The following is a 22793-nucleotide window of genomic DNA, read 5'->3' on the forward strand; positions in this document are numbered from 1 at the left end:
AGAACGGGAGCTAGTGTCTTGTCGGAAGAATTTCGCAACCAGATCGTCGGGTTGATCCGCTTTTCCTTTGTCACCACCGGCGATTTCTACCCCGGCTTCGACACCATCGAGGACATGAAGGCCTTCCTGTTCGACGAATCCCGGCTGGAACGCCGGTTCCGCCTGTTCGAGGGCATCTGCCTGCCGACACTGAAAGCGCAGACCGATCAGGATTTCACCTGCATCTTCCTTGTATCGCAGGATTTTCCAAAGAAATGGCGCAAGCGGCTGGACAAGCTTCTGGAGGGATTGCCCTTCGTGCGGATCGTCGAAAAGCCGCCGATGAACCACTATCAGGGCATCCGCGAGGCTTTCGGCGAAGTCTCAAGCGCGGGCTTCACTCATCGCACCACCTTCCGGCTGGATGACGACGATGCGGTGAACCTGAATTTCATCGCGACGCTGCGGGGCTTGGCCGAAAAGGTTCACATGATTCCCGCGAAGGACGAGCCGATCGGCATTTCCTTCAATCGCGGGCTTTACCTGACCTATTCGAAGAAGGGCACGAGCTATCAGCGCGCGGTCGAGCGCACGCCCTTGTCGATCGGCACGGCGCTGCTGGCGCCGGTCGCTTTCACGGGCAACATCTATGCCTACAACCACCGCGCCGTGGGCCAGTATCACAACACCTGGATGGATCAGCAGGATATCGTCTACCTGCGCACCCTGCATCGCGACAACAAATCGAATCCGCATTTCTCGGGCTCGATGGAGCCGGTCGAGCCGAAACGGGCGGCTGTGCTTCTGAGCCAGAAATTCGGCTTCGATTTCGACAGGATCGAGACCCTGATGACCGGCACCTGAACCCGCGCGGGGCACTGCGGTTGACAAGGGGGGCGCAACCCCCTATAGCCGCGCCATCCTGCGGACAGACCTGCCCGCCGGTATTCGATCTTCAGTGGTGATGGTCCGGGTCCCATAACCCGCTCCTCTGGATATCGCCCGTTCGGCAGCCTTCGGGTGGCCCGGACGGTTTTGGCGTTTCGCGATGGGCGCGGAATGTCGTCGAGAAGTGGCGCACCCGCAGGGGTGCGAGTATTGACAGCAGAACGGGGAACCGAATGCCGACGATCCAGCAGCTGATCCGCAAACCGCGGCAGCCCAAGGTGCAGCGCAGCAAGTCGCAGCACCTTCAGTCGTGCCCGCAAAAACGGGGCGTGTGCACGCGCGTGTACACCACGACGCCGAAGAAACCGAACTCCGCTATGCGTAAGGTGGCCAAGGTCCGCCTGACGAATGGCTTCGAGGTCATCTCCTACATCCCGGGCGAAAAGCACAACCTGCAAGAGCACTCCGTCGTGCTCATCCGCGGCGGCCGGGTGAAAGACCTTCCGGGTGTCCGTTACCACATCCTGCGCGGTGTGCTGGATACCCAAGGCGTCAAAGACCGTCGCCAGCGTCGTTCGAAATACGGCGCCAAGCGTCCGAAATAAGGAGATCACCAGATGTCTCGTCGTCACGCAGCTGAAAAGCGCGAAGTGCTGCCCGACGCCAAATATGGCGATCGCGTGCTGACCAAATTCATGAACAACCTGATGATCGACGGCAAGAAGTCGGTCGCGGAACGGATCGTCTACAACGCGCTTGAGCGCGTCGAAGGCCGCGCCAAGCGTGCTCCGGTGGAAGTGTTCCACGAAGCGCTCGACAACGTGAAGCCCTCGGTCGAAGTCCGCTCGCGTCGCGTCGGCGGTGCCACCTACCAGGTGCCGGTCGAAGTGCGTCCGTCGCGCCGTGAGGCGCTGGCGATCCGCTGGCTGATCAACGCCGCCAAAAACCGCAACGAGAACACCATGGAAGAGCGCCTTGCTGGCGAGCTGCTCGATGCCATGAACTCGCGCGGTTCGGCGGTGAAGAAGCGCGAAGATACCCACAAGATGGCCGACGCGAACAAAGCGTTCAGCCATTACCGCTGGTAAGGGGTCATCATGGCACGCGAATATCCGCTCGAGCGGTACCGCAACTTCGGGATCATTGCCCACATCGATGCGGGCAAGACCACGACGTCGGAACGCATCCTGTACTACACCGGCAAGTCGCACAAAATCGGCGAGGTCCATGACGGGGCCGCGACGATGGACTGGATGGAGCAGGAACAAGAGCGCGGCATCACCATCACCTCGGCTGCCACGACCACGTTCTGGAACCGTCAGATCGACCCGTCGACCGGCGTGGGCGACAAGTCGTCGAAGTTCCGCTTCAACATCATCGACACCCCCGGCCACGTCGACTTCACCATCGAAGTCGAACGTTCGCTCGCGGTGCTCGACGGGGCTGTGGTTCTGCTCGACGGCAACGCCGGTGTGGAACCGCAGACCGAAACCGTGTGGCGTCAAGCTGACCGCTACAAGGTTCCGCGGATCGTGTTCGTCAACAAGATGGACAAGACCGGCGCCGACTTCTTCAACTGTGTCCGCATGATCAAGGACCGCACCGGCGCGAATGCGATGCCGGTCGCCCTGCCGATCGGCGCGGAAGACAAGCTTGAAGGCATCATCGATCTCGTGACCATGGAAGAATGGGTCTACGAGGGCGAAGATCTTGGCGCTTCGTGGAAACGTCAGCCGATCCGTGCGGAACTGAAGGACGAAGCCGACGAATGGCGTCTGAACCTTCTGGAAACCGCCGTCGGTCAGGACGATGACGCGATGGAAGCCTACCTCGAGGGCAACGAGCCCGACGAGGAAACGCTGCGCAAGCTGATCCGCAAGGGCACGCTGGCCATCGACTTCATCCCGGTGCTGGCTGGCTCCGCGTTCAAGAACAAGGGCGTGCAGCCGCTGCTGAACGCCGTGATCGACTACCTGCCGTCGCCGCTCGATGTGCCGCCCTACATGGGCTTCGCGCCGGGCGACGAGACCGAGACGCGCAACATCGCCCGTTCGGCCGATGACGCGCAGCCCTTCTCGGGTCTGGCGTTCAAGATCATGAACGACCCCTTCGTGGGCTCGCTGACCTTCACCCGGATCTATTCGGGCAAGCTGGCCAAGGGCGACGCGATGCTGAACGCGACCAAGCAGCGCCGCGAGCGCGTTGGCCGCATGATGATGATGCACGCCATCGAACGCGAGGAAATCACCGAAGCGTTTGCGGGCGACATCATCGCGCTTGGCGGTCTGAAAGAGACCACCACCGGGGATACGCTCTGTGATCCGGCGGCGCCGGTCGTTCTCGAAACCATGACCTTCCCGGTCCCGGTGATCGAGATCGCGGTGGAACCGAAGACCAAGGCCGACCAGGAAAAGATGGGCATCGCGCTTGCCCGTCTGGCTGCCGAAGACCCGTCCTTCCGCGTCGAAACCGATCTCGAATCGGGTCAGACGATCATGAAGGGCATGGGCGAACTTCACCTCGACATCCTCGTCGACCGCATGCGTCGCGAGTTCAAGGTCGAGGCGAACATCGGTGCGCCGCAGGTGGCCTATCGCGAAACGATCTCGCGCGAGCATGAAATCGACTACACGCACAAGAAACAGACCGGTGGTACCGGCCAGTTCGCGCGCGTGAAGCTCGTCATCTCGCCGACCGAACCGGGCGAAGGCTATTCGTTCGAATCGAAGATCGTGGGTGGTGCGGTGCCGAAGGAATACATCCCCGGCGTCGAAAAAGGCATCAAGTCGGTGATGGACTCCGGTCCGCTCGCGGGCTTCCCGGTGATCGACTTCAAGGTGGCGCTGATCGACGGTGCCTTCCACGACGTCGACTCGTCGGTTCTGGCCTTCGAAATCGCCTCGCGTGCCGCCATGCGTGAAGGCCTGAAAAAGGCCGGCGCGAAGCTGCTCGAGCCGATCATGAAAGTCGAAGTCGTGACGCCGGAAGAATACACCGGCAGCGTCATCGGCGACCTGACCTCGCGTCGGGGCATGATCAACGGCCAGGACAGCCGCGGCAACGCGAACGTCATCAACGCGATGGTCCCGCTGGCGAACATGTTCGGCTACATCAACACGCTGCGCTCGATGTCCTCGGGCCGCGCCGTGTTCTCGATGGAGTTCGACCATTACGACACCGTGCCGGACAACATCTCGGCCGAGATCCAGAAAAAACACGCCTGATGCGACTGGGCCCGGACCATCCGGGCCCTCTCTCGCGCAGGATCAACGAACCAGGAGGCCATTATGGCAAAGGCAAAGTTTGAACGGAACAAGCCGCACGTGAACATCGGCACGATCGGCCACGTGGACCACGGCAAGACGACGCTGACGGCGGCGATCACGAAGTACTACGGCGAATTCCGCGCCTACGACCAGATCGACGGTGCGCCGGAAGAGCGCGCGCGCGGGATCACGATCTCGACGGCGCACGTGGAATACGAAACCCCGAACCGTCACTACGCGCACGTCGACTGCCCCGGCCACGCCGACTACGTGAAGAACATGATCACGGGTGCTGCGCAGATGGACGGCGCGATCCTCGTGGTGGCGGCCTCGGACGGCCCGATGCCGCAAACGCGCGAGCACATCCTGCTCGGCCGTCAGGTGGGCATCCCCTACATGGTCGTCTACATGAACAAGGTTGACCTTGTTGACGACGAAGAGCTGCTCGAGCTCGTGGAAATGGAAGTCCGCGAACTGCTGTCGTCGTACGAATACCCCGGCGACGACATTCCGATCATCAAGGGCTCGGCCCACCAGGCGATGATCGGCGAGAGCAAAGAGATCGGTGAAGATTCGATCCACGCCCTGATGAAGGCCGTCGACGAATACATCCCGACCCCGGCGCGTGCGGTTGACCAGCCGTTCCTGATGCCGATCGAAGACGTGTTCTCGATCTCGGGCCGCGGCACGGTTGTGACCGGCCGTGTGGAGCGCGGTGTGATCAACGTGGGCGACGAACTTGAAATCGTCGGCATCCGCGACACCAAGAAGTCGGTCTGCACCGGCGTCGAGATGTTCCGCAAGCTGCTGGATCGCGGCGAAGCGGGCGACAACATCGGCGCGCTGCTGCGCGGCATCGACCGTGACGGCGTGGAGCGTGGTCAGGTTCTGTGCAAGCCGGGTTCGGTGAAGCCGCACACGAACTTCGAAGCCGAAGCCTATATCCTGACGAAGGAAGAAGGCGGCCGCCACACGCCGTTCTTTGCGAACTACCGTCCGCAATTCTACTTCCGCACGACGGACGTGACCGGGACCGTGAAGCTGCCGGAAGGCACGGAAATGGTGATGCCGGGTGACAACCTGAAGTTCGAAGTCGAACTGATCGCTCCGATCGCGATGGAAGAGAAACTGCGCTTCGCCATCCGCGAAGGCGGCCGCACCGTCGGCGCCGGCGTCGTCTCGAAGATCATCAAGTAAGACCTGCCGGTCTTTCTGAACGAAATCGGAAGGAGCGCCGAAAGGCGCTCCTTTTTGCTCTTGACAGACTCGGGGGGGTCCCGTAGGGCACTGGCCTGATCTGCCAAGATTACGGTTCGATGCAGGCGTCGCATTCGGCGGGGGTCTGCCTCTCAACTTGAAAGCCCTGCGAAAAGGGAAGACTGCATGTCTGGTCAAAACATTCGCATCCGGCTCAAGGCGTTCGATTACCGCGTGCTGGATGCCAGCACCCAGGAAATCGTGAACACCGCGAAGCGCACGGGTGCACAGGTCCGCGGGCCGATCCCGCTGCCCAACAAAATCGAGAAATTCACGGTTCTCCGTGGTCCGCACATCGACAAGAAGTCGCGCGACCAGTGGGAAATCCGCACGCACAAGCGTCTTCTCGACATCGTCGATCCGACCCCGCAAACCGTGGACGCGCTGATGAAGCTCGACCTCGCGGCTGGCGTGGATGTCGAGATCAAAGTCTGAGGAGCGGGCACATGCGTTCTGGTGTTATCGCCAAGAAGCTGGGCATGACCCGGCTGTTCCTCGAAGACGGCAAGCAGGTTCCGGTGACCGTGCTGCTGCTGGACAACCTGCAGGTTGTCGCGCAGCGCACCGTGGAAACCGACGGCTATACCGCGGTGCAACTCGGTGCGGGCGAGGCGAAAGCCAAGCGTACCACCGCTGCGATGCGTGGCCATTTCGCGAAAGCGAATGTGGCGCCGAAGCGCAAGCTGTGCGAATTCCGCGTTTCGCCGGAAAACCTGATCGACGTTGGCGCCGAGATCTCGGCCGAGCATTACCTTGCCGGTCAGCATGTCGACATCGCCGGGACCTCGATCGGTAAAGGCTTCGCCGGTGCCATGAAGCGTCACAACTTCGGTGGTCTGCGGGCTTCGCACGGTGTGTCGGTCTCGCACCGCTCGCACGGTTCGACCGGCCAGTGCCAGGATCCGGGCAAGGTGTTCAAGGGCAAGAAGATGGCTGGCCATCTTGGTGCTGCCCGCGTCACCACCCAGAACCTGCAAGTCGTCCGCACCGACGCCGCCCGAGGCCTGATCATGGTCAAAGGATCGGTTCCGGGCGCCAAGGGCGGCTGGGTCACGATCAAGGACGCGGTGAAGAAAGCCGCTCCGGCCGATCTGCCGCTGCCCGCCGCGCTGAAAACCGCTGCTGCTCCGGCCGAACAAGTCTCGGTCGAAGGGGGTGAAGCATGAAACTCGATGTGATCAAGCTTGACGGCGGCACCGCCGGTTCGATCGAGCTGGACGAAGCGCTGTTCGGCCTTGAGCCGCGCGCCGACATCCTGCACCGCGTCGTGCGCTGGCAGCGGGCCAAGGCCCAAGCCGGTACCCACTCGGTTCTCGGCAAGTCGGAAGTCAGCTACTCGACCAAGAAGATCTACCGCCAAAAAGGCACCGGTGGCGCGCGTCACGGGTCCAAAAAGGCTCCGATCTTCCGTCACGGTGGCGTCTACAAGGGCCCGACCCCGCGGTCGCACGCCCATGACCTGACCAAGAAGTTCCGTGCCCTCGGCCTGCGCCATGCGCTCTCGGCCAAGGCGAAATCGGGCAGCCTCGTGGTGATCGAAGCGGCTGACATGGCCGAAGCGAAAACCGCCCTTCTGGCGAAAGCCGCGAAGGAACTGGGCTGGAAAAAGGTCCTGGTCATCGACGGCGCCTCGGTCAACGAGAACTTCGCTCTGGCGGCGCGCAACCTCGACGGCATCGACGTGCTGCCGACCATGGGCGCCAACGTCTATGACATCCTGAAGCGTGACACGCTCGTGATCACCAAAGCGGGTGTCGAAGCTCTGGAGGCTCGCCTGAAATGAGCGCGAAACCCGAACATTACGACGTGATCGTGAAGCCCGTCATCACCGAGAAAGCCACCATGGCTTCCGAGGCTGGTGCGGTCGTCTTCCAGGTGACCAAGACGGCGACCAAACCCGCCATCAAGGAAGCCGTGGAAGCCCTCTTCGGCGTCAAGGTGAAGGCGGTCAACACCACCATCACCAAAGGCAAGACCAAGCGTTTCAAGGGCCGCCCCGGCGTGCGCTCGGACGTGAAGAAGGCCTATGTGACGCTCGAAGCCGGAAACACCATCGACGTCTCGACCGGCCTCTGATAGAAGCCGCACGAATCTCTCGGGCCGGGGCTTCCCGGCCCGCAGAGTTTTGCTTTTCAGGCGACTGAAAACGTGAGCGGGGAGCTACGGCGCCCCATACGAAACGGACCTGACAGGTCCAAAGCAACGGAAGACAGAGAGCATGGCACTCAAGTCGTATAAGCCGACGACGCCTGGCCAGCGTGGACTGGTTCTGATCGACCGTTCGGAGCTTTGGAAAGGTCGCCCCGTCAAAGCCCTCACCGAGGGTCTGACGAAAACGGGCGGTCGGAACAACACCGGACGCGTCACGATGTGGCACAAGGGTGGTGGCGCGAAGCGTCTCTACCGGATCGTCGACTTCAAACGTCGCAAATTCGACGTGGCCGCCACGGTCGAGCGGATCGAATATGACCCGAACCGGACCGCCTTCATCGCGCTGGTGAAATACACCGACGGCGAACTGGCCTATATCCTCGCGCCGCAGCGCCTTGCCGTGGGTGACACCGTCATCGCCGGCCTGAAGCAGGACATCAAGCCGGGCAACGCGATGCCCTTCTCGGGCATGCCGATCGGGACGATCGTTCACAACGTCGAACTGAAACCGGGCAAGGGCGGCCAGCTGGCGCGCGCTGCCGGGACCTACGCCCAATTCGTCGGCCGTGACGGCGGCTACGCCCAGATCCGTCTGTCGTCGGGCGAGCTGCGCCTCGTGCGTCAGGAATGCATGGCGACCATCGGTGCCGTGTCGAACGCCGACCATTCGAACCAGAACCTCGGGAAAGCCGGGCGTCGTCGTCACATGGGCATCCGCCCGACCGTTCGCGGTGTTGCGATGAACCCGATCGACCACCCGCATGGTGGTGGTGAAGGCCGGACCTCGGGTGGCCGTACCCCGGTGACCCCGTGGGGCAAGGACACCAAGGGCAAGAAGACCCGTTCGAACAAGAAGACGGACAAGTACATTCTCCGTTCGCGTCACGCCAAGAAGGGTCGCTAACACATGGCACGTTCTCTCTGGAAAGGCCCCTTCGTCGACGCCTATCTGCTCAAGAAAGCGGAAAAGGCTCGGGCTTCGGGCAAATCGGACGTCATCAAGATCTGGTCGCGTCGTTCCACCATCCTGCCGCAGTTCGTCGGCCTCACCTTTGGCGTCTACAACGGCCAGAAGCATATCCCGGTGAACGTCACCGAGGAAATGATCGGCCAGAAGTTCGGTGAATACTCGCCGACCCGGACCTACTACGGTCACGCCGCCGACAAGAAAGCGAAGAGGAAGTAATCGCCATGGGTAAGGAACAAAATCCGCGCCGCGTGGCGGACAACGAAGCCTTCGCGAAAGCGAAGATGCTGCGCACCTCGCCGCAGAAACTGAACCTCGTCGCCGCGCTGATCCGTGGCAAGAAGGTCGAGAAGGCTCTGGCCGATCTGACCTTCTCGAAGAAGCGGATCGCCGAAGACGTGCGCAAGTGCCTGCAATCGGCGATCGCGAACGCCGAAAACAACCACGGCCTTGACGTCGACAGCCTCGTGGTTGCCGAAGCCTGGGTCGGCAAGAACCTCGTGATGAAGCGTGGCCGTCCGCGGGCGCGTGGCCGGTTCGGCAAGATCATGAAGCCGTTTTCGGAAATCACCATCAAGGTGCGTCAGGTCGAGGAGCGCGCGTAATGGGTCAGAAGGTCAACCCCATCGGGATGCGTCTCCAGGTCAACCGTACCTGGGACAGCCGCTGGTTCGCTGAGTCGAAAGACTACGGCAACCTGCTTCTGGAAGACCTGCGCATGCGCGAGTTCATCCATGAAGAGGCGAAGCAGGCCGGCATCGCCCGCGTGATCATCGAGCGTCCGCACAAGAAGTGCCGCGTCACGATCCACGCTGCGCGTCCGGGTGTCATCATCGGCAAAAAAGGCGCCGATATCGAGACCCTGCGCAAGAAGCTGGCGAACTTCACCGCTTCGGAACTGCACCTGAACATCGTTGAAGTCCGCAAGCCGGAACTCGATTCGCAGCTGGTGGCCGAGTCGATCTGCCAACAGCTCGAGCGTCGGGTCTCGTTCCGCCGCGCGATGAAGCGTGCCGTGCAGAACGCGATGCGCATGGGCGCCCTCGGCATTCGGGTCAACGTTTCGGGCCGCCTTGGTGGCGCCGAGATCGCCCGTACCGAATGGTACCGTGAAGGCCGCGTGCCGCTGCACACGCTCCGTGCCGACATCGACTATGCGCTGGACGAGGCCATGACCCCCTATGGGATCATCGGCGTCAAGGTCTGGATATTCAAAGGCGAGATCATGGAACATGATCCGCAGGCCCGTGACCGCAAGGCCGCCGAAGCCCAAGACGGCCCGGCTCCGCGCGGTCCGCGTCGCGACCGCGACGCTCGCTGAGGAGTGACTTGAAATGCTGCAACCGAAACGGACGAAATTCCGCAAACAGCACAAGGGCCGCATCCACGGCGAGGCCAAGGGCGGCTTCAACCTGAACTTCGGCTCCTTCGCCCTCAAGGCGACGGAACCGGAGCGTGTGACGGCGCGTCAGATCGAAGCGGCTCGCCGCGCGATCACCCGCCACATGAAGCGTCAGGGCCGTGTCTGGATCCGCGTGTTCCCGGATGTGCCGGTCTCGTCGAAACCCACCGAAGTCCGTATGGGTAAAGGTAAGGGTTCGGTCGATTACTGGGCGTGCAAAGTGAAACCGGGCCGCATCATGTTCGAGATCGATGGCGTTCCGGACGCGATCGCCCGCGAGGCCCTGCGCCTCGGCGCGAACAAGCTGCCGGTGATGACCCGCATCGTGGCCCGCGAAGACTGGTAAGGTCTTCCAAGGTTCGAGATCGAAACCCCCGTCGGAAACGACGGGGGTTTTGCTTTGAGCGGGGCCATCGTCCTTGTGACGGAAAGATGACAGTCGGTCCTTGCGGTGGGGCAGGGCTTGCCCGATGCTGGGCGGGAAGCTGGAGAAAAGACGTGTCGGCACGGCGCATCGAAAAGACCTTTGTGGCCGGTCAGCCCGGATGGCTGAAGCGCGTCGAGCATGTCGGGCTGCGGCTGCGGCTGCAGAAGGGCGATCCGCGCCGTTTGTTCGAAGCCGAGCGGAGCGCTTATCTGAGCCTGCAGGACGCGCATCTGCCCTTCCCGAAGGTGCTGGCTGAGGGCCCGGATCATTTCGTTCTGGCCGATGCCGGTCCGACCGTGCGCAGTCTGCTGCGCCGCTCCGGCTCCGAAGCGCCCGAGGTCCGGGCGGCGCTGGTCGCAGCGGCGCGGGCGCTGGCCGGTCTGCATGCGGCGGGCTACAGCCACGGACGGCCGAACCTCTGCGACATCTGCTGGCAGGACGGGCAGATCACCTTCATCGACCTTGAGAACTACCGCGCGCGGCATAACACCCCGGGTGGTCATGTGCGGGATCTGCTGCTGTTCCTGTTCAATCTTTGCGCCGAGACGGGCCGCGCCGATGCGTCTGTTCTGGCCGCCCGCGATGCCTATCGCGCCGCCGACACGAAGGGGATCTGGCAGGCGGCCGCGCGGCGGATGCGGCAGACGCGCCCGCTCTGGGCGGTGCTCGTGGCGCTGACCCGGCCGCTGCGGCACAAGCGCGACTTCCGCGCCATTGCCGCTTTCGTGTCGCTGTTCCGCGATCCGCAGTAGGGCAGGCCCCCTTCATTCGGGGCTTGCCCCGGTGGTCACTTTCCTGTAGGCAGCGGCATCCGCGCGCCGGTCCCTTCGGGAATCGGCCGTGGCTTACATAACCCACCGGACCACGGGTCACCCCAAGTGTGCATCACGCACCCAAGCGGGGCCTTCCGGTGCCAGACAAGGAACCATGGGATGAAAGCCCAAGATCTCAAGGCGAAGACGCCTGACGAGCTCCGCGACGCGCTTGTCGCGCTCAAGAAGGAAGCCTTCAACCTCCGCTTCCAAGCCGCCACCAACCAGCTGGAAAACACCGCCCGCATGCGCGCCGTCCGTCGTGACGTTGCCCGCGTGAAGACGGTGCTGAACCAAAAAGCTGCTGAAGCCGCGAAGTAAGGAGACTTCCGATGCCCAAACGTATCCTTCAAGGGGTCGTGACCTCGGACAAGAACGATCAGACGATCACTGTCCTCGTGGAACGCCGCTTCAAGCATCCGCTGCTGCAAAAAACGGTGCGGAAATCGAAGAAATACCGCGCGCATGACGCGCTGAACCAATTCAAGACCGGCGACACCGTCCGCATCGAGGAATGTGCGCCGATCTCGAAGACGAAACGCTGGACGGTCGTCGTCGAGGCCTGAGGAAACTCAGGCCCGGCGATGAACTTTTCAGTTCATCGAAACCCTGGGACGACTACCTGCATAGGCGTTCCCAAAGGTCGGGAGTAACAACATGATCCAGATGCAGACCAATCTGGATGTCGCTGACAACTCCGGCGCTCGCCGAGTTCAGTGCATCAAGGTTCTGGGCGGTTCGCACCGCCGCTACGCATCCGTGGGCGACATCATCGTGGTGTCGGTCAAGGAGGCGATTCCGAAAGGCCGTGTGAAGAAGGGTGACGTCCGCAAGGCCGTCGTTGTTCGCACCGCCAAGGAAGTCCGTCGCGAAGATGGCACCGCCATCCGCTTCGACCGCAACGCCGCCGTCATCCTGAACAACCAGGGCGAACCGGTCGGCACCCGTATCTTCGGGCCGGTCGTTCGCGAACTGCGCGCGAAAAACTTCATGAAGATCATCTCGCTCGCGCCGGAGGTGCTGTGATGGCTGCGAAACTCCGCAAGGGCGACAAGGTCGTCGTGCTGACCGGCAAGGACAAGGGCAAGCAAGGTGAAATCACCGCTGTCATGCCCAAGGACAACAAAGCCGTCGTCGATGGCGTGAACATGGCGATTCGCCATCAGCGTCAGACCGCGAACGCGCAGGGCGGCCGCACGCCGAAGGCGATGCCGATCGACCTGTCGAACCTCTCGCTGATCGACGCGAACGGCAAGGCGACCCGCGTCGGCTTCCGTATCGAAGCCGATGGCACCAAGGTCCGTTTTGCCAAGACCACCGGGGAGGCGATCTGATGCTCGACCAAGCCACCTATACCCCGCGTCTGAAGGCGCTCTACGCCAGCTCGATCCGGGCTGCGATGAAAGAGCAATTCGCCTACAAGAACGACATGCAGATCCCCAAGATCGAAAAAGTCGTTCTGAACATGGGCGTCGGCGAAGCCGTCAAGGACACCAAGAAAGTCAAGCAAGCCGCTGAAGAGCTGACGCTCATCGCCGGTCAAAAGGCTGTCATCACCAAGGCCAAGAACTCGATCGCCGGGTTCCGCGTCCGTGAAGAGATGCCGCTGGGCTGCAAGGTGACCCTGCGCGGTGACCGGATGTATGAATTCCTCGACCGTCTGATCAACATCGCCCTGCCGCGCGTGCGCGACTTCCGCGGTGTGAAACCGGCGTTCGACGGCCGCGGCAACTTTGCGATGGGTCTCAAGGAACATATCGTGTTCCCGGAGATCGATTTCGACAAGGTCGACGAAGTGCTCGGGATGGACATCATCATCTGCACCTCGACCCAGGTCGATGCCGAAGCGAAGGCGCTGTTGAAAGCCTTCAACATGCCTTTCAACGCCTGATCGCGGAGAGAATTTATGGCCAAGAAATCCATGGTTGAACGCGAAGTGAAGCGCGCCAAGCTGGTGAAGCAATTCGCCAACAAGCGCGCCTCGCTTAAGGCGATCATCGAAGATCAGTCCCGCCCGATGGAAGAGCGCTTCAAGGCGACTCTGAAACTGGCGGAACTCCCCCGCAACTCGTCGGCCGTGCGTCTGCACAACCGTTGCCAACTGACCGGCCGTCCCCACGCTTACTACCGTAAGCTCAAACTCTCGCGGATCATGCTGCGTGACCTGGCCTCGTTCGGCCAGATCCCCGGCATGGTGAAGTCGAGCTGGTAAGGGAGACCGGGAATGTCCATGAACGATCCCCTCGGCGATATGCTGACCCGCATCCGCAACGCGCAACTGCGCGGCAAGTCCACCGTCAAAACCCCGGCGTCGAAACTGCGCGCCTGGGTGCTCGACGTGCTTGCGTCGGAAGGCTACATCCGTGGCTATGAGAAAACGACCTCGACCGACGGCCATCCGGAGCTCGAGATCAGCCTGAAGTACTTCGAAGGCACCCCGGTGATCCGCGAAATCCATCGCGTGTCGAAGCCGGGCCGCCGGGTCTATGCTTCGGTCAAGGAAATCCCGTCGGTCCGCAACGGCCTCGGTGTTTCGATCGTCTCCACGCCGAAAGGCGTCATGACGGACGCGGCTGCACGCACTGCCAATGTTGGCGGTGAAGTGCTCTGCACCGTGTTCTAAGGAGGGAAGCATGTCTCGTATCGGCAAGAAACCGGTCGAATTGCCCAAGGGCGTCAGCGCGACGCTTTCGGGTCAGACCATCGAAGTGAAGGGGCCGAAAGGCACCCGCAGCTTCACCGCCACCGACGACGTGACGGTTGCTCTCGACGGCTCGACCGTCACCGTGACCCCGCGCGGCACCTCGAAACGTGCCCGCCAGCAATGGGGCATGGTGCGTTCGATGATCGAGAACCTCGCCATCGGCGTCTCCACCGGCTTCAAGAAAGACCTGGAAATTCAAGGCGTGGGTTACCGCGCTGCGATGGCCGGCAATGTTCTGAAGCTCTCGCTCGGCTATTCGCATGAAGTCAACTTCGAGGTGCCGACTGGCGTGACCATCGCCACCCCGAAGCAGACCGAAATCACCATCGAAGGCATCGACCAGCAGCTGGTCGGCCAGGTGGCCGCGAACATCCGCGAATGGCGTCGTCCCGAGCCCTACAAGGGCAAAGGGATCCGCTATAAGGGCGAGTTCATCTTCCGCAAGGAAGGCAAGAAGAAGTAAGGGGCGCGAAAATGGCGAACAAGAAGAGAGAGCTGTTCCTCAAACGCCGCCTGCGCGTCCGGAACAAACTGAAGGCGATGGCCAATGGCCGCGCCCGTCTGTCGGTGCATCGCTCGTCGAAGAACATCAGCGTCCAGCTGATCGACGACGTCAAAGGCGTGACGATTGCTGCGGCGTCGACTCTGGAAAAAGAGTTCGGCCTCGTTGGCAAGAACAACGTCGAAGCGGCCACCAAGATCGGTGCCGCGATCGCCGAACGTGCGAAGAAAGCCGGTGTCGAAGAGTGCTACTTCGACCGTGGCGGCTTCCTGTTCCACGGGAAGATCAAGGCTCTGGCCGACGCAGCCCGCGAAGGCGGTCTGAAGTTCTGAGCCTGGTGGGGGGCTTTACAGCCCTCCCGATGATCCGGGGGCGGTCCCTTTTGGGGCTGCCCACCTGGATTGGTATAACGGCGTGGACCCACGCCATTCACGAAAGGAATGCCTGATGGCAGAACGTGAAAACCGCCGGGAGCGTCGCGCCGAGCGCGAAGAGACCCCGGAATTCGCCGATCGTCTGGTTGCGATCAACCGCGTGTCGAAAACCGTGAAGGGTGGTAAGCGCTTCGGCTTCGCTGCGCTCGTCGTGGTGGGTGACCAGCGTGGTCGCGTCGGCTTCGGCAAGGGCAAGGCCAAAGAAGTGCCGGAAGCGATCCGCAAGGCGACGGAACAGGCGAAACGCTCGCTGGTTCGCGTGCCGCTGCGCGATGGCCGCACCCTGCACCATGACATCGAAGGCCGTCACGGCGCTGGCAAAGTGGTGATGCGGACGGCTCCGGCCGGGACCGGGATCATCGCCGGTGGTCCGATGCGCGCCGTGTTCGAGATGCTGGGCGTTCAGGACGTGGTCGCGAAGTCGATCGGGTCGCAGAACCCCTACAACATGATCCGCGCCACCATCGACGGTCTGAAACTGGAAGCCTCGCCCCGCAACGTCGCGGCGCGCCGTGGCAAGAAAGTGGCCGACATCCTGCCGAAGACCGCCGCTGAAGCGGCCGAAGCCTGAGGAGTGTGAGAGATGGCGAAGAAAACCATCGTCGTGCAACAGGTGGCCTCGGCCGCCCGTCGTCCGGCCATCCAGACCGCGACCCTCAAAGGTCTCGGCCTGAACAAGATCCGCCGCACCCGTGAGCTGGAAGACACTCCGGCCGTCCGTGGCATGGTCAACAAGATCTCGCACCTCGTGAAGATCATCGAAGAGCGCGGCTGAGCGTCCTTCGCAAGAATTGAGGAACGCCCCGGGTATCCCCCGGGGCGTTTTTCGTTTAGGACGGTGGGGCAACCAAGGAGGCGCGCATGGACCTGAAGCAGCAGAAGGCCGAGACCGAACAGGTGTTTCGGGAAATCCAGTCGATGGAATCGCTGCCCGAGAAGGCCTGCATCAACTTCCAGTTTGTCACCGACGAGCCGAAGGCCGACTGGGACGGCTTTACCGAGGCCGCCGAGGCCGCGGGCTATTCGGTCGAATGGTATGAGGCCGACGACGAAGACGACGAGGATTGCCTCGAGATCACCACCGGTCCGGTGGTGCTGACCTTCGAGACCCTCTGGGCCGAGGAAGAAAAGCTGACGCTGATGGCCGCGATTTACGGTTTCATCGCCGACGGCTGGGGGTTCTTCGAGGAGGAGTGAGGGATTACTCACCCCCGCTAATGTCTTCCCCCGGGCCATTCGTCCCGGGGAAGCGATAGCCCAGCATCGTTACGACGTTTATGACCCCGAGAATTTGCTCAGCGGTAGCTCTTCGAGTTGTTTGCAAGAAACCGATATTTATTTCTTGCTGCAATACGTTCATTTTTCTGCTTACGAAGAGGGGATAGGCGCTACAACTTGAAGTGCAGTTTGACCAACTGGCATGACAAATGACGTCTCGCAGTTCTTTCCCACGGCCAAGCTCGACGAATAGTCGCTCGTGTTTTTCCGGATCCACGTCAGGATGAGATCGGCACGCCTTCTCAAATAGCTGTATCCGTTTCCCGAGTGGTTCACTGACCGCTTGCTCAAGTGTTTTTTGCCAATCCGCTACTGCCTGCTCGGCATTTTCTGGTAGGCAAGGAGTGCGGGCCGATAGCGCGAAGTACGCTTTACTGAGACATTCTTCCAGAAATCCGAAGGTTGCAACTGTTCTCCCCAACTCCGCCCAAAACTCGGACGAGAGGCGATTAGTAGGCCAAGCCTCAGGCATTTGGTCTATGTCCAGATACGAGCTCATCACGATGCCTCCTCCACAGCCTTAGCGATTGCATCATACTCTTGCTGATCGGTTGCGCATCAATTATACGCCCCCGGTGGCTCTGCCACAGAATCAACAACAAACGCCGTGTGTGCTCCGGTTTCGCTTCCGGGGGCATCTTCCGGCAAAGGAGAAGCGACATGAAACTCAATGAACTCCGCGACAACGCGGGTGCGGCCAAGAAATCCAAACGCGTTGCGCGTGGTCCGGGTTCGGGCAAGGGCAAAACCGCCGGCCGCGGGATCAAAGGTCAGAAATCGCGTTCGGGCGTCGCTCTGGGCGGCTACGAAGGCGGTCAGATGCCGCTCTATCGGCGTCTGCCGAAGCGTGGCTTCAACAAGCCGAACCGCAAGGCTTTCGCCGTCGTCAACCTCGGCCTGATCGAGAAATTCATCGCCGCCGGCAAGCTCGACGCCTCGGCGCCGATCACCGACGATATCCTTGTCGCCGCGGGCCTGACTTCGCGCAAGCGGGACGGTATCCGCGTTCTCGCCAAGGGCGAAATCACCACCAAGGTCACGCTGGTTGTGACCGGCGCCTCTGCCGCGGCCGTTGAAGCCGTTGCGAAAGCCGGTGGCACGCTGACCGTTGCTGCGGCCGCTGCCGAATAATCGGTTGTGAACGGGCCTTGGCCCGCTTACATAGGCAACAGTTTTCCAGGCGCCGCCGACCGGGGAACGGTCTGGCGGCGCTTCTCGCATGAAAGAGACGGGCATGGCATCTGCTGCAGAGCAAATGGCGGCGAACCTGAGCTGGTCGGCCTTTAGCAAGGCCTCCGACCTCAGGGCGCGCATCTTCTTCACCATCGGGCTGCTGATCATCTACCGGCTCGGGACCTACATTCCGGTGCCCGGCATCGATGCTGACGCGCTGCGGAGCTTCATGGAACGCGCCTCGCAGGGGATCGGCGGCATGCTGTCGATGTTCACCGGCGGCGCGCTGGGGCGGATGGGCGTCTTTGCGCTTGGCATCATGCCCTATATCTCGGCCTCGATCATCGTTCAGCTTCTGACCTCGCTCGTGCCCGCGCTCGAGCAGCTGAAGAAGGAAGGCGAGCAGGGCCGCAAGAAGATCAACCAGATCACCCGCTATTCGACCGTCGGTCTGGCGACGTTCCAGGCCTGGGGTCTGGCGACGAGCCTTTACAACGGCGGCATGGCGAACGAGTCGGTGCCGCATCTGTTCTTCATCTCGTCGGTGGTGGTGACGCTGGTCGGCGGCACGATGTTCCTGATGTGGCTCGGCGAGCAGATCACCGCGCGCGGCATCGGCAACGGCGTCTCGCTGATCATCTTCGTCGGTATCGTGGCGAACATCCCGCATGCGGCGGCGACCTTCTTCGCGCAGGGCCGGGCCGCGGGCAATGCCTCGATCCCGATCACGATCGGCGTGCTGGTGATGGTGATTGCCGTCATCGCCTTTGTCGTCTTCATGGAACGGGCGCTGCGCAAGATCCACATCCAGTATCCCCGCCGTCAGGTGGGCATGAAGATCTATGACGGCAGCTCCTCGCACCTGCCGATCAAGGTCAACCCGGCGGGCGTGATCCCGGCGATCTTCGCCTCGTCGCTGCTGCTTCTGCCGACGACGATCTCGACCTTCTCGGGCGACAACACCGGCCCGATCATGTCGACGATCCTCGCCTATTTCGGCCCCGGTCAGCCCCTCTATCTGGCGTTCTACGCCGGGATGATCGTGTTCTTCGCCTATTTCTACACGGCGAACGTCACCTTCAAATCCGACGAAGTGGCCGAGAACCTGAAGAATCAGGGCGGCTTCATTCCCGGCATCCGTCCGGGCAAGAAGACCGAAGACTACCTCGACTATGTCGTGGCCCGCATTCTGGTGATCGGCTCCGCCTATCTGGCGCTGGTTTGCCTGCTGCCCACGATCCTGCAAACGGAGCTGCATGTTCCGTTCTACTTCGGCGGCACGTCGGTGCTGATCGTGGTCTCGGTGACGATGGACACGATCAACCAGATTCAGTCGCATCTTCTGGCGCATCAATATGAGGGGCTCATCGAGCGGTCTCAGCTGCGCGGCAAACGCAAATCGGCCACGAAGAAGGCGCCCACCCGGCGCTGAGGGAGGAAAGCATGGCCAATATCATCCTGCTGGGACCGCCCGGCGCAGGCAAGGGCACCCAGGCACGCAAGCTCGTTGACGAGCGGGGCATGGTGCAGCTGTCGACCGGCGACATGCTGCGCGAGGCCAAGACCTCGGGCACCGAAATGGGCAAGAAGGTCGCCGAAGTGATGGACCGCGGCGAACTCGTCACCGACGAGATCGTCATCGGCCTGATTGAGGAAAAGCTTTCGTCCGGTCAGGGCAACGGCTTCATCTTCGACGGCTTCCCGCGCACGCTGCCGCAGGCGGATGCGCTCGGGCGGCTCTTGGCGAAGATTGGCCAGAAGCTCGACGCCGTGATCGAGATGCGCGTGGATGACGAGGCGCTGGTGCACCGGATTTCCGGGCGCTTCACCTGCGGCAAGTGCGGCGAAGTCTATCACGACGCCACCAAGCCCACGAAAGTGGCAGGCACCTGCGATGTCTGCGGCTCGACCGACCTGCGTCGGCGCGCCGATGACAACGAGGAAAGCCTGCGCACCCGGCTGATGGAATATTACAAGAAGACCTCGCCGCTGATCGGCTATTACTATCACGCGGGCGATCTGTTCGGCGTCGATGGTCTGGCCGAAATCGACCAAGTGGCGGCTTCGGTCGCCGCGATCCTCGATCAGCAAGTCTGAGGCGTGTTACCGCTTGACCTGCGCCAAAATAGCCTCTAGGTCGCGGTGTCTCGCATGAGAATCGCCCGAATCTCCGGAATGCCGGAGGTTCGGGCGTTAAGCCGTCCGGAAAGGTGATTTTTCGGACAAGTTGTGAAAAAAGGTTCTGGCACCACGGAACCGCAACGAAAGGAAGCACGCTTTGGCACGTATTGCTGGCGTCAACATTCCGACCGGGAAACGCGTCCCGATCGCTCTTCAATACATCCACGGGATCGGCCCGATGTTCGCGAAACAGATCGTGGACGCCGTCGGCATCGCCGAAGCCCGCCGGGTGAACGAACTGACCGACGCCGAAGTGCTCGCCATCCGCGAATACATCGACGCGCACTTCACCGTCGAAGGTGACCTGCGCCGCGAAGTCTCGATGAACATCAAGCGTCTGATGGACCTTGGTTGCTACCGTGGCCTGCGTCACCGCAAGAACCTGCCGGTTCGCGGTCAGCGCACGCACACCAACGCCCGCACCCGCAAGGGCCCGGCGAAACCGATCGCCGGCAAGAAGAAGTAAGGGGAGGGTAGCACATGGCTCGTGACAAGACTCGCGTCAAACGCAAGGAACGCAAGAACATCGCCGCTGGTGTGGTGCATGTGAACTCGTCGTTCAACAACACCAAGATCCTGATCTCGGACGTGCAAGGCAACGCCATCTCGTGGTCGTCGTCGGGCACCATGGGCTTCAAGGGCTCGCGCAAATCGACCCCCTATGCCGCGCAGATGGCCGCCGAAGACGCTGCCCGCAAGGCGCAGGAACACGGCCTGAAAACCGTGGACGTCGAAGTGCAGGGCCCGGGTTCGGGCCGTGAGTCGGCGCTGCGCGCGCTGGCCGCGGTTGGCCTCAACATCACCTCGATCCGTGATGTGACGCCGATCGCCCACAACGGCTGCCGTCCGCCCAAGCGCCGCCGCGTCTAATCAACTGTGTTAAGCCGGGCCGTGCGGGGTGTTTCCGCGCGGCCCGGTCAGTTTCGTTTTTTCCTCGGGCGTTCCGGGCAAGGGACATGGGTCCGGAACAAGAATGGAGGCAGAGCGCATGATCCACAAGAATTGGGCCGAGTTGATCAAGCCGACGCAGCTTGAAATCAAGGCGGGCAACGATCCGCAACGGCAAGCCACCGTCATCGCGGAACCGCTGGAACGCGGCTTCGGTCTGACGCTGGGCAACGCGCTGCGCCGCGTGCTGATGAGCTCGCTTCAGGGGGCTGCCATCACCTCGGTGCAGATCGACAACGTGCTGCACGAGTTTTCCAGCGTGGCGGGCGTGCGTGAAGACGTCACCGACATCATCCTGAACCTCAAGGGCATCTCGCTCAAGATGGACGTCGAAGGGCCGAAACGCCTCTCGATCTCGGCCAAGGGTCCGCGCGTCGTGACCGGCGCCGACATCTCGGACTCGATGGGCATCGAGGTTCTGAACAAGGACCACGTGATCTGCCACCTCGACGATGGCGCCGATGTGTTCATGGAACTGACCGTGAATACCGGCAAGGGCTACGTGGCTGCCGACAAGAACCGCCCCGAAGATGCGCCGATCGGGCTGATCCCGATTGATGCGATCTATTCGCCGGTGAAGAAGGTCGCCTATGACGTGCAACCGACCCGCGAGGGCCAGGTGCTCGACTACGACAAGCTGACGATGAAGATCGAAACCGATGGCTCGCTGACGCCGGAAGACGCGGTGGCCTATGCCGCCCGCATCCTGCAAGACCAGCTGTCGATCTTCGTGAACTTCGAAGAGCCGGAATCGGCCTCGAAAGCCGATGCCGACGACGGGCTCGAGTTCAACCCGCTGCTTCTCAAGAAAGTGGACGAGCTGGAATTGTCGGTCCGTTCGGCGAACTGCCTCAAGAACGACAACATCGTCTATATCGGCGATCTCATCCAGAAGACCGAAGCCGAGATGCTCCGCACCCCGAACTTCGGCCGCAAGTCGCTCAACGAGATCAAGGAAGTGCTCTCCTCGATGGGGCTGCACCTCGGCATGGAAGTCGAGGATTGGCCGCCGGAGAACATCGAAGATCTCGCGAAGCGCTTCGAAGACCAGTTCTGATCTTTCGGGGGGCGGCAACGCCCCCCACCAATGCCCGGGCTGCCGGGGAACTCTGGGCAATGACGCCCCAACGACGACTCCCGCTACGCACGGGGGCCAACACAAAGCAAAACGCGACTATAGGAGACCATCATGCGTCACGCTCGCGGCTACCGCCGTCTGAACCGCACCCACGAACACCGCAAGGCGCTGTTCGCCAACATGTGCGGCTCGCTCATCGAGCACGAACAAATCAAAACCACCCTGCCGAAAGCCAAGGAACTGCGTCCGATCATCGAAAAGCTGATCACGCTGGCCAAGCGCGGCGATCTGCACGCGCGTCGTCAGGCGGCCGCGATGCTGAAGCAGGACAAGGACGTTGCCAAGCTCTTCGAAGTGCTCGGGCCGCGTTACAAGGACCGCAACGGTGGTTACACCCGCGTTCTGAAAGCCGGTTTCCGCTACGGCGACATGGCGCCGATGGCCTTCATCGAATTCGTCGAGCGTGATCTCTCGGCGAAGGGCGCGGCCGACAAGGCCCGTGAAGCCGCTTTCGAAGCTGCCGACGAATAAGCCTTCCGCAAGGGAAGCTGGAAGCCCGCCCCTTGGGGCGGGTTTTCGTTTTTGCATCTGTCGCAATCCATGATTGCATTTCTGTCGAATCGCTGCGGAAATGCGGCGGAAACGCGCCAATGATCATCAATCCGCAGCAATTCGCGGTTGATCTTTTGCCCCCGCACCTGTCTAAAAAGACATGTCCATTCACGTCGAAATCAACAAGTGCCTGCGGGAAATCGGTCGCGTCGCGACGGATGGCTATTTCATTGGCCTGCACATCCGCTTCGCCGCGCCGATCATGCAGTTTCAGACCTACCCCGAAGCCTGGACGGACCATTACACGCGGCAAGCCTATGCGCTGCGCGAGCCGACAATTGCCTGGGGCTTTTCTGAAGAAGGCGCCTGCCGGTGGAGCGAATTCACCCTGCCTGACCCGTTCAACATTCTGGGGGAGGCGCGGCGCTACGGGTTGAACTACGGGGTGACGGTGTCCTGCGGGCCGGTTACCTCTCGGACGATTGCTTCTTTTACACTGCGGGACCGTGAGTTCCGGGATGACGAGATCGATCTGATCTCGCAACAGATCCGGCGTCTGCATGACTTGGCGCAGCCGCCGGAGGGCCTGACAAAGGCCCAGATCGAGGCCCTGCGGTGCATCGCTGCCGGGGATCGACATGCTGCTGCTGCTGCAAAGCTTGGCATCACGCAGTCTGCGTTCAAGGCGCGTCTTCTGTCGGCGCGCGAACGTCTGATGGCCAGAACTACGGCCGAAGCAATCCAGAGAGCGAAGGAGTATCGGCTGCTGTAGGTCCTCGCAGCGGTCACTTCCG

At 61.8% G+C, this 22793-nt stretch carries 36 protein-coding genes; 35 read left to right on the forward strand and 1 reads right to left on the reverse strand.

Features of this window, described 5'->3' with window-relative positions:
* The first annotated feature begins 18 nt into the window (after positions 1-18).
* The 27 genes from ACTTAI_RS02340 (at position 19) to ACTTAI_RS02470 (ending at position 15986) form a co-directional block, all read left to right on the forward strand.
* Positions 19-843, forward strand: coding sequence for a glycosyltransferase (locus ACTTAI_RS02340; RefSeq protein WP_444453991.1), 825 nt, complete (start codon positions 19-21; stop codon positions 841-843).
* Between the two features lie 257 nt (positions 844-1100).
* Entirely contained in the window at positions 1101-1472 is a 372-nt protein-coding gene (rpsL, locus tag ACTTAI_RS02345) for a 30S ribosomal protein S12 (RefSeq protein WP_010399029.1), read from the forward strand.
* Between the two features lie 12 nt (positions 1473-1484).
* Complete coding sequence (gene rpsG, locus ACTTAI_RS02350) at positions 1485-1955, forward strand: 30S ribosomal protein S7 (RefSeq protein ID WP_055209137.1); 471 nt, start codon at positions 1485-1487, stop codon at positions 1953-1955.
* Positions 1956-1964: 9 nt separating this feature from the next.
* Positions 1965-4091 (forward strand): elongation factor G, encoded by a 2127-nt coding sequence (fusA, locus tag ACTTAI_RS02355; protein WP_444453993.1) that lies wholly within the window; start codon positions 1965-1967, stop codon positions 4089-4091.
* Between the two features lie 63 nt (positions 4092-4154).
* Positions 4155-5330 (forward strand): elongation factor Tu, encoded by a 1176-nt coding sequence (gene tuf, locus ACTTAI_RS02360; RefSeq protein ID WP_013065894.1) that lies wholly within the window; start codon positions 4155-4157, stop codon positions 5328-5330.
* A 186-nt stretch (positions 5331-5516) separates the two neighbouring features.
* Complete coding sequence (rpsJ, locus tag ACTTAI_RS02365) at positions 5517-5825, forward strand: 30S ribosomal protein S10 (RefSeq protein ID WP_013066043.1); 309 nt, start codon at positions 5517-5519, stop codon at positions 5823-5825.
* A gap of 11 nt (positions 5826-5836) precedes the next feature.
* Positions 5837-6556, forward strand: a complete 720-nt coding sequence (gene rplC / locus ACTTAI_RS02370; protein WP_444453994.1) for a 50S ribosomal protein L3 — start codon at positions 5837-5839, stop codon at positions 6554-6556.
* Positions 6553-7173, forward strand: a complete 621-nt coding sequence (gene rplD / locus ACTTAI_RS02375) for a 50S ribosomal protein L4 (protein WP_444453996.1) — start codon at positions 6553-6555, stop codon at positions 7171-7173. Before rplC ends, rplD begins: the two co-directional genes overlap by 4 nt.
* Complete coding sequence (locus ACTTAI_RS02380) at positions 7170-7466, forward strand: 50S ribosomal protein L23 (protein WP_013066046.1); 297 nt, start codon at positions 7170-7172, stop codon at positions 7464-7466. Before rplD ends, ACTTAI_RS02380 begins: the two co-directional genes overlap by 4 nt.
* Positions 7467-7608: 142 nt before the next feature.
* Positions 7609-8445: a 50S ribosomal protein L2 gene (gene rplB / locus ACTTAI_RS02385; RefSeq protein ID WP_110804774.1), complete on the forward strand. Its 837-nt coding sequence runs from the start codon at positions 7609-7611 to the stop codon at positions 8443-8445.
* 3 nt (positions 8446-8448) lie between these two features.
* On the forward strand, positions 8449-8727 hold the full coding sequence (gene rpsS, locus ACTTAI_RS02390) for a 30S ribosomal protein S19 (RefSeq protein ID WP_055211973.1): 279 nt from the start codon (positions 8449-8451) through the stop codon (positions 8725-8727).
* A gap of 5 nt (positions 8728-8732) precedes the next feature.
* A complete protein-coding gene (gene rplV, locus ACTTAI_RS02395; RefSeq protein WP_110804775.1) occupies positions 8733-9113 on the forward strand; it encodes a 50S ribosomal protein L22 in 381 nt (126 codons plus the stop codon).
* Complete coding sequence (gene rpsC / locus ACTTAI_RS02400) at positions 9113-9829, forward strand: 30S ribosomal protein S3 (RefSeq protein ID WP_013066050.1); 717 nt, start codon at positions 9113-9115, stop codon at positions 9827-9829. Before rplV ends, rpsC begins: the two co-directional genes overlap by 1 nt.
* 13 nt (positions 9830-9842) lie before the next feature.
* Positions 9843-10256 carry a 50S ribosomal protein L16 gene (gene rplP / locus ACTTAI_RS02405; protein ID WP_055211968.1) on the forward strand — a complete coding sequence of 138 codons (414 nt, stop codon included), beginning with the start codon at positions 9843-9845 and terminating at the stop codon, positions 10254-10256.
* Between the two features lie 152 nt (positions 10257-10408).
* Positions 10409-11089 carry a hypothetical protein gene (locus ACTTAI_RS02410; protein WP_444453999.1) on the forward strand — a complete coding sequence of 227 codons (681 nt, stop codon included), beginning with the start codon at positions 10409-10411 and terminating at the stop codon, positions 11087-11089.
* A gap of 180 nt (positions 11090-11269) precedes the next feature.
* Positions 11270-11470, forward strand: coding sequence for a 50S ribosomal protein L29 (gene rpmC / locus ACTTAI_RS02415; RefSeq protein WP_013066053.1), 201 nt, complete (start codon positions 11270-11272; stop codon positions 11468-11470).
* 11 nt (positions 11471-11481) lie between these two features.
* Positions 11482-11715, forward strand: a complete 234-nt coding sequence (gene rpsQ, locus ACTTAI_RS02420; RefSeq protein WP_013066054.1) for a 30S ribosomal protein S17 — start codon at positions 11482-11484, stop codon at positions 11713-11715.
* 91 nt (positions 11716-11806) lie between these two features.
* The gene (gene rplN / locus ACTTAI_RS02425; RefSeq protein ID WP_013066055.1) at positions 11807-12175 is read left to right on the forward strand and encodes a 50S ribosomal protein L14; all 369 of its coding nucleotides are present in this window, start codon (positions 11807-11809) and stop codon (positions 12173-12175) included.
* Positions 12175-12483: a 50S ribosomal protein L24 gene (gene rplX, locus ACTTAI_RS02430; protein WP_444454001.1), complete on the forward strand. Its 309-nt coding sequence runs from the start codon at positions 12175-12177 to the stop codon at positions 12481-12483. The genes rplN and rplX overlap by 1 nt, the downstream gene beginning before the upstream one ends.
* Positions 12483-13040 (forward strand): 50S ribosomal protein L5, encoded by a 558-nt coding sequence (gene rplE, locus ACTTAI_RS02435; RefSeq protein ID WP_444454002.1) that lies wholly within the window; start codon positions 12483-12485, stop codon positions 13038-13040. The genes rplX and rplE overlap by 1 nt, the downstream gene beginning before the upstream one ends.
* A 15-nt stretch (positions 13041-13055) precedes the next feature.
* A complete protein-coding gene (rpsN, locus tag ACTTAI_RS02440; RefSeq protein ID WP_013066058.1) occupies positions 13056-13361 on the forward strand; it encodes a 30S ribosomal protein S14 in 306 nt (101 codons plus the stop codon).
* 12 nt (positions 13362-13373) lie between these two features.
* Positions 13374-13772, forward strand: a complete 399-nt coding sequence (rpsH, locus tag ACTTAI_RS02445; protein WP_013066059.1) for a 30S ribosomal protein S8 — start codon at positions 13374-13376, stop codon at positions 13770-13772.
* A gap of 10 nt (positions 13773-13782) precedes the next feature.
* Complete coding sequence (gene rplF, locus ACTTAI_RS02450; protein ID WP_444454004.1) at positions 13783-14316, forward strand: 50S ribosomal protein L6; 534 nt, start codon at positions 13783-13785, stop codon at positions 14314-14316.
* An 11-nt stretch (positions 14317-14327) separates the two neighbouring features.
* Positions 14328-14687 carry a 50S ribosomal protein L18 gene (gene rplR / locus ACTTAI_RS02455; RefSeq protein WP_013066061.1) on the forward strand — a complete coding sequence of 120 codons (360 nt, stop codon included), beginning with the start codon at positions 14328-14330 and terminating at the stop codon, positions 14685-14687.
* A gap of 115 nt (positions 14688-14802) precedes the next feature.
* The gene (gene rpsE, locus ACTTAI_RS02460; protein WP_110804780.1) at positions 14803-15360 is read left to right on the forward strand and encodes a 30S ribosomal protein S5; all 558 of its coding nucleotides are present in this window, start codon (positions 14803-14805) and stop codon (positions 15358-15360) included.
* Between the two features lie 12 nt (positions 15361-15372).
* The gene (gene rpmD / locus ACTTAI_RS02465; protein WP_013066063.1) at positions 15373-15564 is read left to right on the forward strand and encodes a 50S ribosomal protein L30; all 192 of its coding nucleotides are present in this window, start codon (positions 15373-15375) and stop codon (positions 15562-15564) included.
* Positions 15565-15650: 86 nt separating this feature from the next.
* Complete coding sequence (locus ACTTAI_RS02470; RefSeq protein ID WP_181420792.1) at positions 15651-15986, forward strand: ribonuclease E inhibitor RraB; 336 nt, start codon at positions 15651-15653, stop codon at positions 15984-15986.
* 4 nt (positions 15987-15990) lie between these two features.
* Here the strand turns inward: ACTTAI_RS02470 and ACTTAI_RS02475 are convergent, their stop codons facing one another.
* Positions 15991-16566, reverse strand: coding sequence for a hypothetical protein (locus ACTTAI_RS02475; protein WP_444454006.1), 576 nt, complete (start codon positions 16564-16566; stop codon positions 15991-15993).
* Positions 16567-16727: 161 nt separating this feature from the next.
* Here ACTTAI_RS02475 and rplO point away from each other — a divergent pair, with 161 nt between their 5' ends.
* The 8 genes from rplO (at position 16728) to ACTTAI_RS02515 (ending at position 22771) form a co-directional block, all read left to right on the forward strand.
* Positions 16728-17198 (forward strand): 50S ribosomal protein L15, encoded by a 471-nt coding sequence (rplO, locus tag ACTTAI_RS02480; protein ID WP_444454008.1) that lies wholly within the window; start codon positions 16728-16730, stop codon positions 17196-17198.
* Positions 17199-17301: 103 nt separating this feature from the next.
* A complete protein-coding gene (gene secY / locus ACTTAI_RS02485) occupies positions 17302-18672 on the forward strand; it encodes a preprotein translocase subunit SecY (protein WP_444454009.1) in 1371 nt (456 codons plus the stop codon).
* An 11-nt stretch (positions 18673-18683) separates the two neighbouring features.
* Positions 18684-19337, forward strand: a complete 654-nt coding sequence (locus ACTTAI_RS02490) for an adenylate kinase (RefSeq protein WP_444454011.1) — start codon at positions 18684-18686, stop codon at positions 19335-19337.
* 181 nt (positions 19338-19518) lie between these two features.
* Complete coding sequence (gene rpsM / locus ACTTAI_RS02495; RefSeq protein WP_136908052.1) at positions 19519-19887, forward strand: 30S ribosomal protein S13; 369 nt, start codon at positions 19519-19521, stop codon at positions 19885-19887.
* A gap of 14 nt (positions 19888-19901) precedes the next feature.
* Positions 19902-20291 (forward strand): 30S ribosomal protein S11, encoded by a 390-nt coding sequence (gene rpsK / locus ACTTAI_RS02500; RefSeq protein WP_013066070.1) that lies wholly within the window; start codon positions 19902-19904, stop codon positions 20289-20291.
* Between the two features lie 118 nt (positions 20292-20409).
* A complete protein-coding gene (locus tag ACTTAI_RS02505) occupies positions 20410-21426 on the forward strand; it encodes a DNA-directed RNA polymerase subunit alpha (RefSeq protein ID WP_444454013.1) in 1017 nt (338 codons plus the stop codon).
* A gap of 132 nt (positions 21427-21558) precedes the next feature.
* Complete coding sequence (rplQ, locus tag ACTTAI_RS02510) at positions 21559-21978, forward strand: 50S ribosomal protein L17 (protein ID WP_444454015.1); 420 nt, start codon at positions 21559-21561, stop codon at positions 21976-21978.
* Between the two features lie 181 nt (positions 21979-22159).
* Complete coding sequence (locus ACTTAI_RS02515; RefSeq protein WP_444454016.1) at positions 22160-22771, forward strand: autoinducer binding domain-containing protein; 612 nt, start codon at positions 22160-22162, stop codon at positions 22769-22771.
* Positions 22772-22793: the final 22 nt, after the last annotated feature.

The organism is Rhodobacter capsulatus (assembly GCF_052363175.1).
GTDB classification, from domain to species: Bacteria; Pseudomonadota; Alphaproteobacteria; order Rhodobacterales; family Rhodobacteraceae; genus Rhodobacter; species Rhodobacter capsulatus_D.

Excerpts from the sequence above, each read along its gene's own strand:
- rpsL (WP_010399029.1), top strand. The coding sequence starts at position 1,101 with ATGCCGACGATCCAGCAGCTGATCCGCAAACCGCGGCAGCCCAAGGTG.
- rpsG (WP_055209137.1), top strand. The coding sequence starts at position 1,485 with ATGTCTCGTCGTCACGCAGCTGAAAAGCGCGAAGTGCTGCCCGACGCC.
- fusA (WP_444453993.1), top strand. The coding sequence starts at position 1,965 with ATGGCACGCGAATATCCGCTCGAGCGGTACCGCAACTTCGGGATCATT.
- tuf (WP_013065894.1), top strand. The coding sequence starts at position 4,155 with ATGGCAAAGGCAAAGTTTGAACGGAACAAGCCGCACGTGAACATCGGC.
- rpsJ (WP_013066043.1), top strand. The coding sequence starts at position 5,517 with ATGTCTGGTCAAAACATTCGCATCCGGCTCAAGGCGTTCGATTACCGC.
- rplC (WP_444453994.1), top strand. The coding sequence starts at position 5,837 with ATGCGTTCTGGTGTTATCGCCAAGAAGCTGGGCATGACCCGGCTGTTC.
- rplD (WP_444453996.1), top strand. The coding sequence starts at position 6,553 with ATGAAACTCGATGTGATCAAGCTTGACGGCGGCACCGCCGGTTCGATC.
- ACTTAI_RS02380 (WP_013066046.1), top strand. The coding sequence starts at position 7,170 with ATGAGCGCGAAACCCGAACATTACGACGTGATCGTGAAGCCCGTCATC.
- rplB (WP_110804774.1), top strand. The coding sequence starts at position 7,609 with ATGGCACTCAAGTCGTATAAGCCGACGACGCCTGGCCAGCGTGGACTG.
- rpsS (WP_055211973.1), top strand. The coding sequence starts at position 8,449 with ATGGCACGTTCTCTCTGGAAAGGCCCCTTCGTCGACGCCTATCTGCTC.
- rplV (WP_110804775.1), top strand. The coding sequence starts at position 8,733 with ATGGGTAAGGAACAAAATCCGCGCCGCGTGGCGGACAACGAAGCCTTC.
- rpsC (WP_013066050.1), top strand. The coding sequence starts at position 9,113 with ATGGGTCAGAAGGTCAACCCCATCGGGATGCGTCTCCAGGTCAACCGT.
- rplP (WP_055211968.1), top strand. The coding sequence starts at position 9,843 with ATGCTGCAACCGAAACGGACGAAATTCCGCAAACAGCACAAGGGCCGC.
- rpmC (WP_013066053.1), top strand. The coding sequence starts at position 11,270 with ATGAAAGCCCAAGATCTCAAGGCGAAGACGCCTGACGAGCTCCGCGAC.
- rpsQ (WP_013066054.1), top strand. The coding sequence starts at position 11,482 with ATGCCCAAACGTATCCTTCAAGGGGTCGTGACCTCGGACAAGAACGAT.
- rplN (WP_013066055.1), top strand. The coding sequence starts at position 11,807 with ATGATCCAGATGCAGACCAATCTGGATGTCGCTGACAACTCCGGCGCT.
- rplX (WP_444454001.1), top strand. The coding sequence starts at position 12,175 with ATGGCTGCGAAACTCCGCAAGGGCGACAAGGTCGTCGTGCTGACCGGC.
- rplE (WP_444454002.1), top strand. The coding sequence starts at position 12,483 with ATGCTCGACCAAGCCACCTATACCCCGCGTCTGAAGGCGCTCTACGCC.
- rpsN (WP_013066058.1), top strand. The coding sequence starts at position 13,056 with ATGGCCAAGAAATCCATGGTTGAACGCGAAGTGAAGCGCGCCAAGCTG.
- rpsH (WP_013066059.1), top strand. The coding sequence starts at position 13,374 with ATGTCCATGAACGATCCCCTCGGCGATATGCTGACCCGCATCCGCAAC.
- rplF (WP_444454004.1), top strand. The coding sequence starts at position 13,783 with ATGTCTCGTATCGGCAAGAAACCGGTCGAATTGCCCAAGGGCGTCAGC.
- rplR (WP_013066061.1), top strand. The coding sequence starts at position 14,328 with ATGGCGAACAAGAAGAGAGAGCTGTTCCTCAAACGCCGCCTGCGCGTC.
- rpsE (WP_110804780.1), top strand. The coding sequence starts at position 14,803 with ATGGCAGAACGTGAAAACCGCCGGGAGCGTCGCGCCGAGCGCGAAGAG.
- rpmD (WP_013066063.1), top strand. The coding sequence starts at position 15,373 with ATGGCGAAGAAAACCATCGTCGTGCAACAGGTGGCCTCGGCCGCCCGT.
- ACTTAI_RS02470 (WP_181420792.1), top strand. The coding sequence starts at position 15,651 with ATGGACCTGAAGCAGCAGAAGGCCGAGACCGAACAGGTGTTTCGGGAA.
- ACTTAI_RS02475 (WP_444454006.1), bottom strand. The coding sequence starts at position 16,566 with ATGAGCTCGTATCTGGACATAGACCAAATGCCTGAGGCTTGGCCTACT.
- rplO (WP_444454008.1), top strand. The coding sequence starts at position 16,728 with ATGAAACTCAATGAACTCCGCGACAACGCGGGTGCGGCCAAGAAATCC.
- secY (WP_444454009.1), top strand. The coding sequence starts at position 17,302 with ATGGCATCTGCTGCAGAGCAAATGGCGGCGAACCTGAGCTGGTCGGCC.
- ACTTAI_RS02490 (WP_444454011.1), top strand. The coding sequence starts at position 18,684 with ATGGCCAATATCATCCTGCTGGGACCGCCCGGCGCAGGCAAGGGCACC.
- rpsK (WP_013066070.1), top strand. The coding sequence starts at position 19,902 with ATGGCTCGTGACAAGACTCGCGTCAAACGCAAGGAACGCAAGAACATC.
- ACTTAI_RS02505 (WP_444454013.1), top strand. The coding sequence starts at position 20,410 with ATGATCCACAAGAATTGGGCCGAGTTGATCAAGCCGACGCAGCTTGAA.
- rplQ (WP_444454015.1), top strand. The coding sequence starts at position 21,559 with ATGCGTCACGCTCGCGGCTACCGCCGTCTGAACCGCACCCACGAACAC.
- ACTTAI_RS02515 (WP_444454016.1), top strand. The coding sequence starts at position 22,160 with ATGTCCATTCACGTCGAAATCAACAAGTGCCTGCGGGAAATCGGTCGC.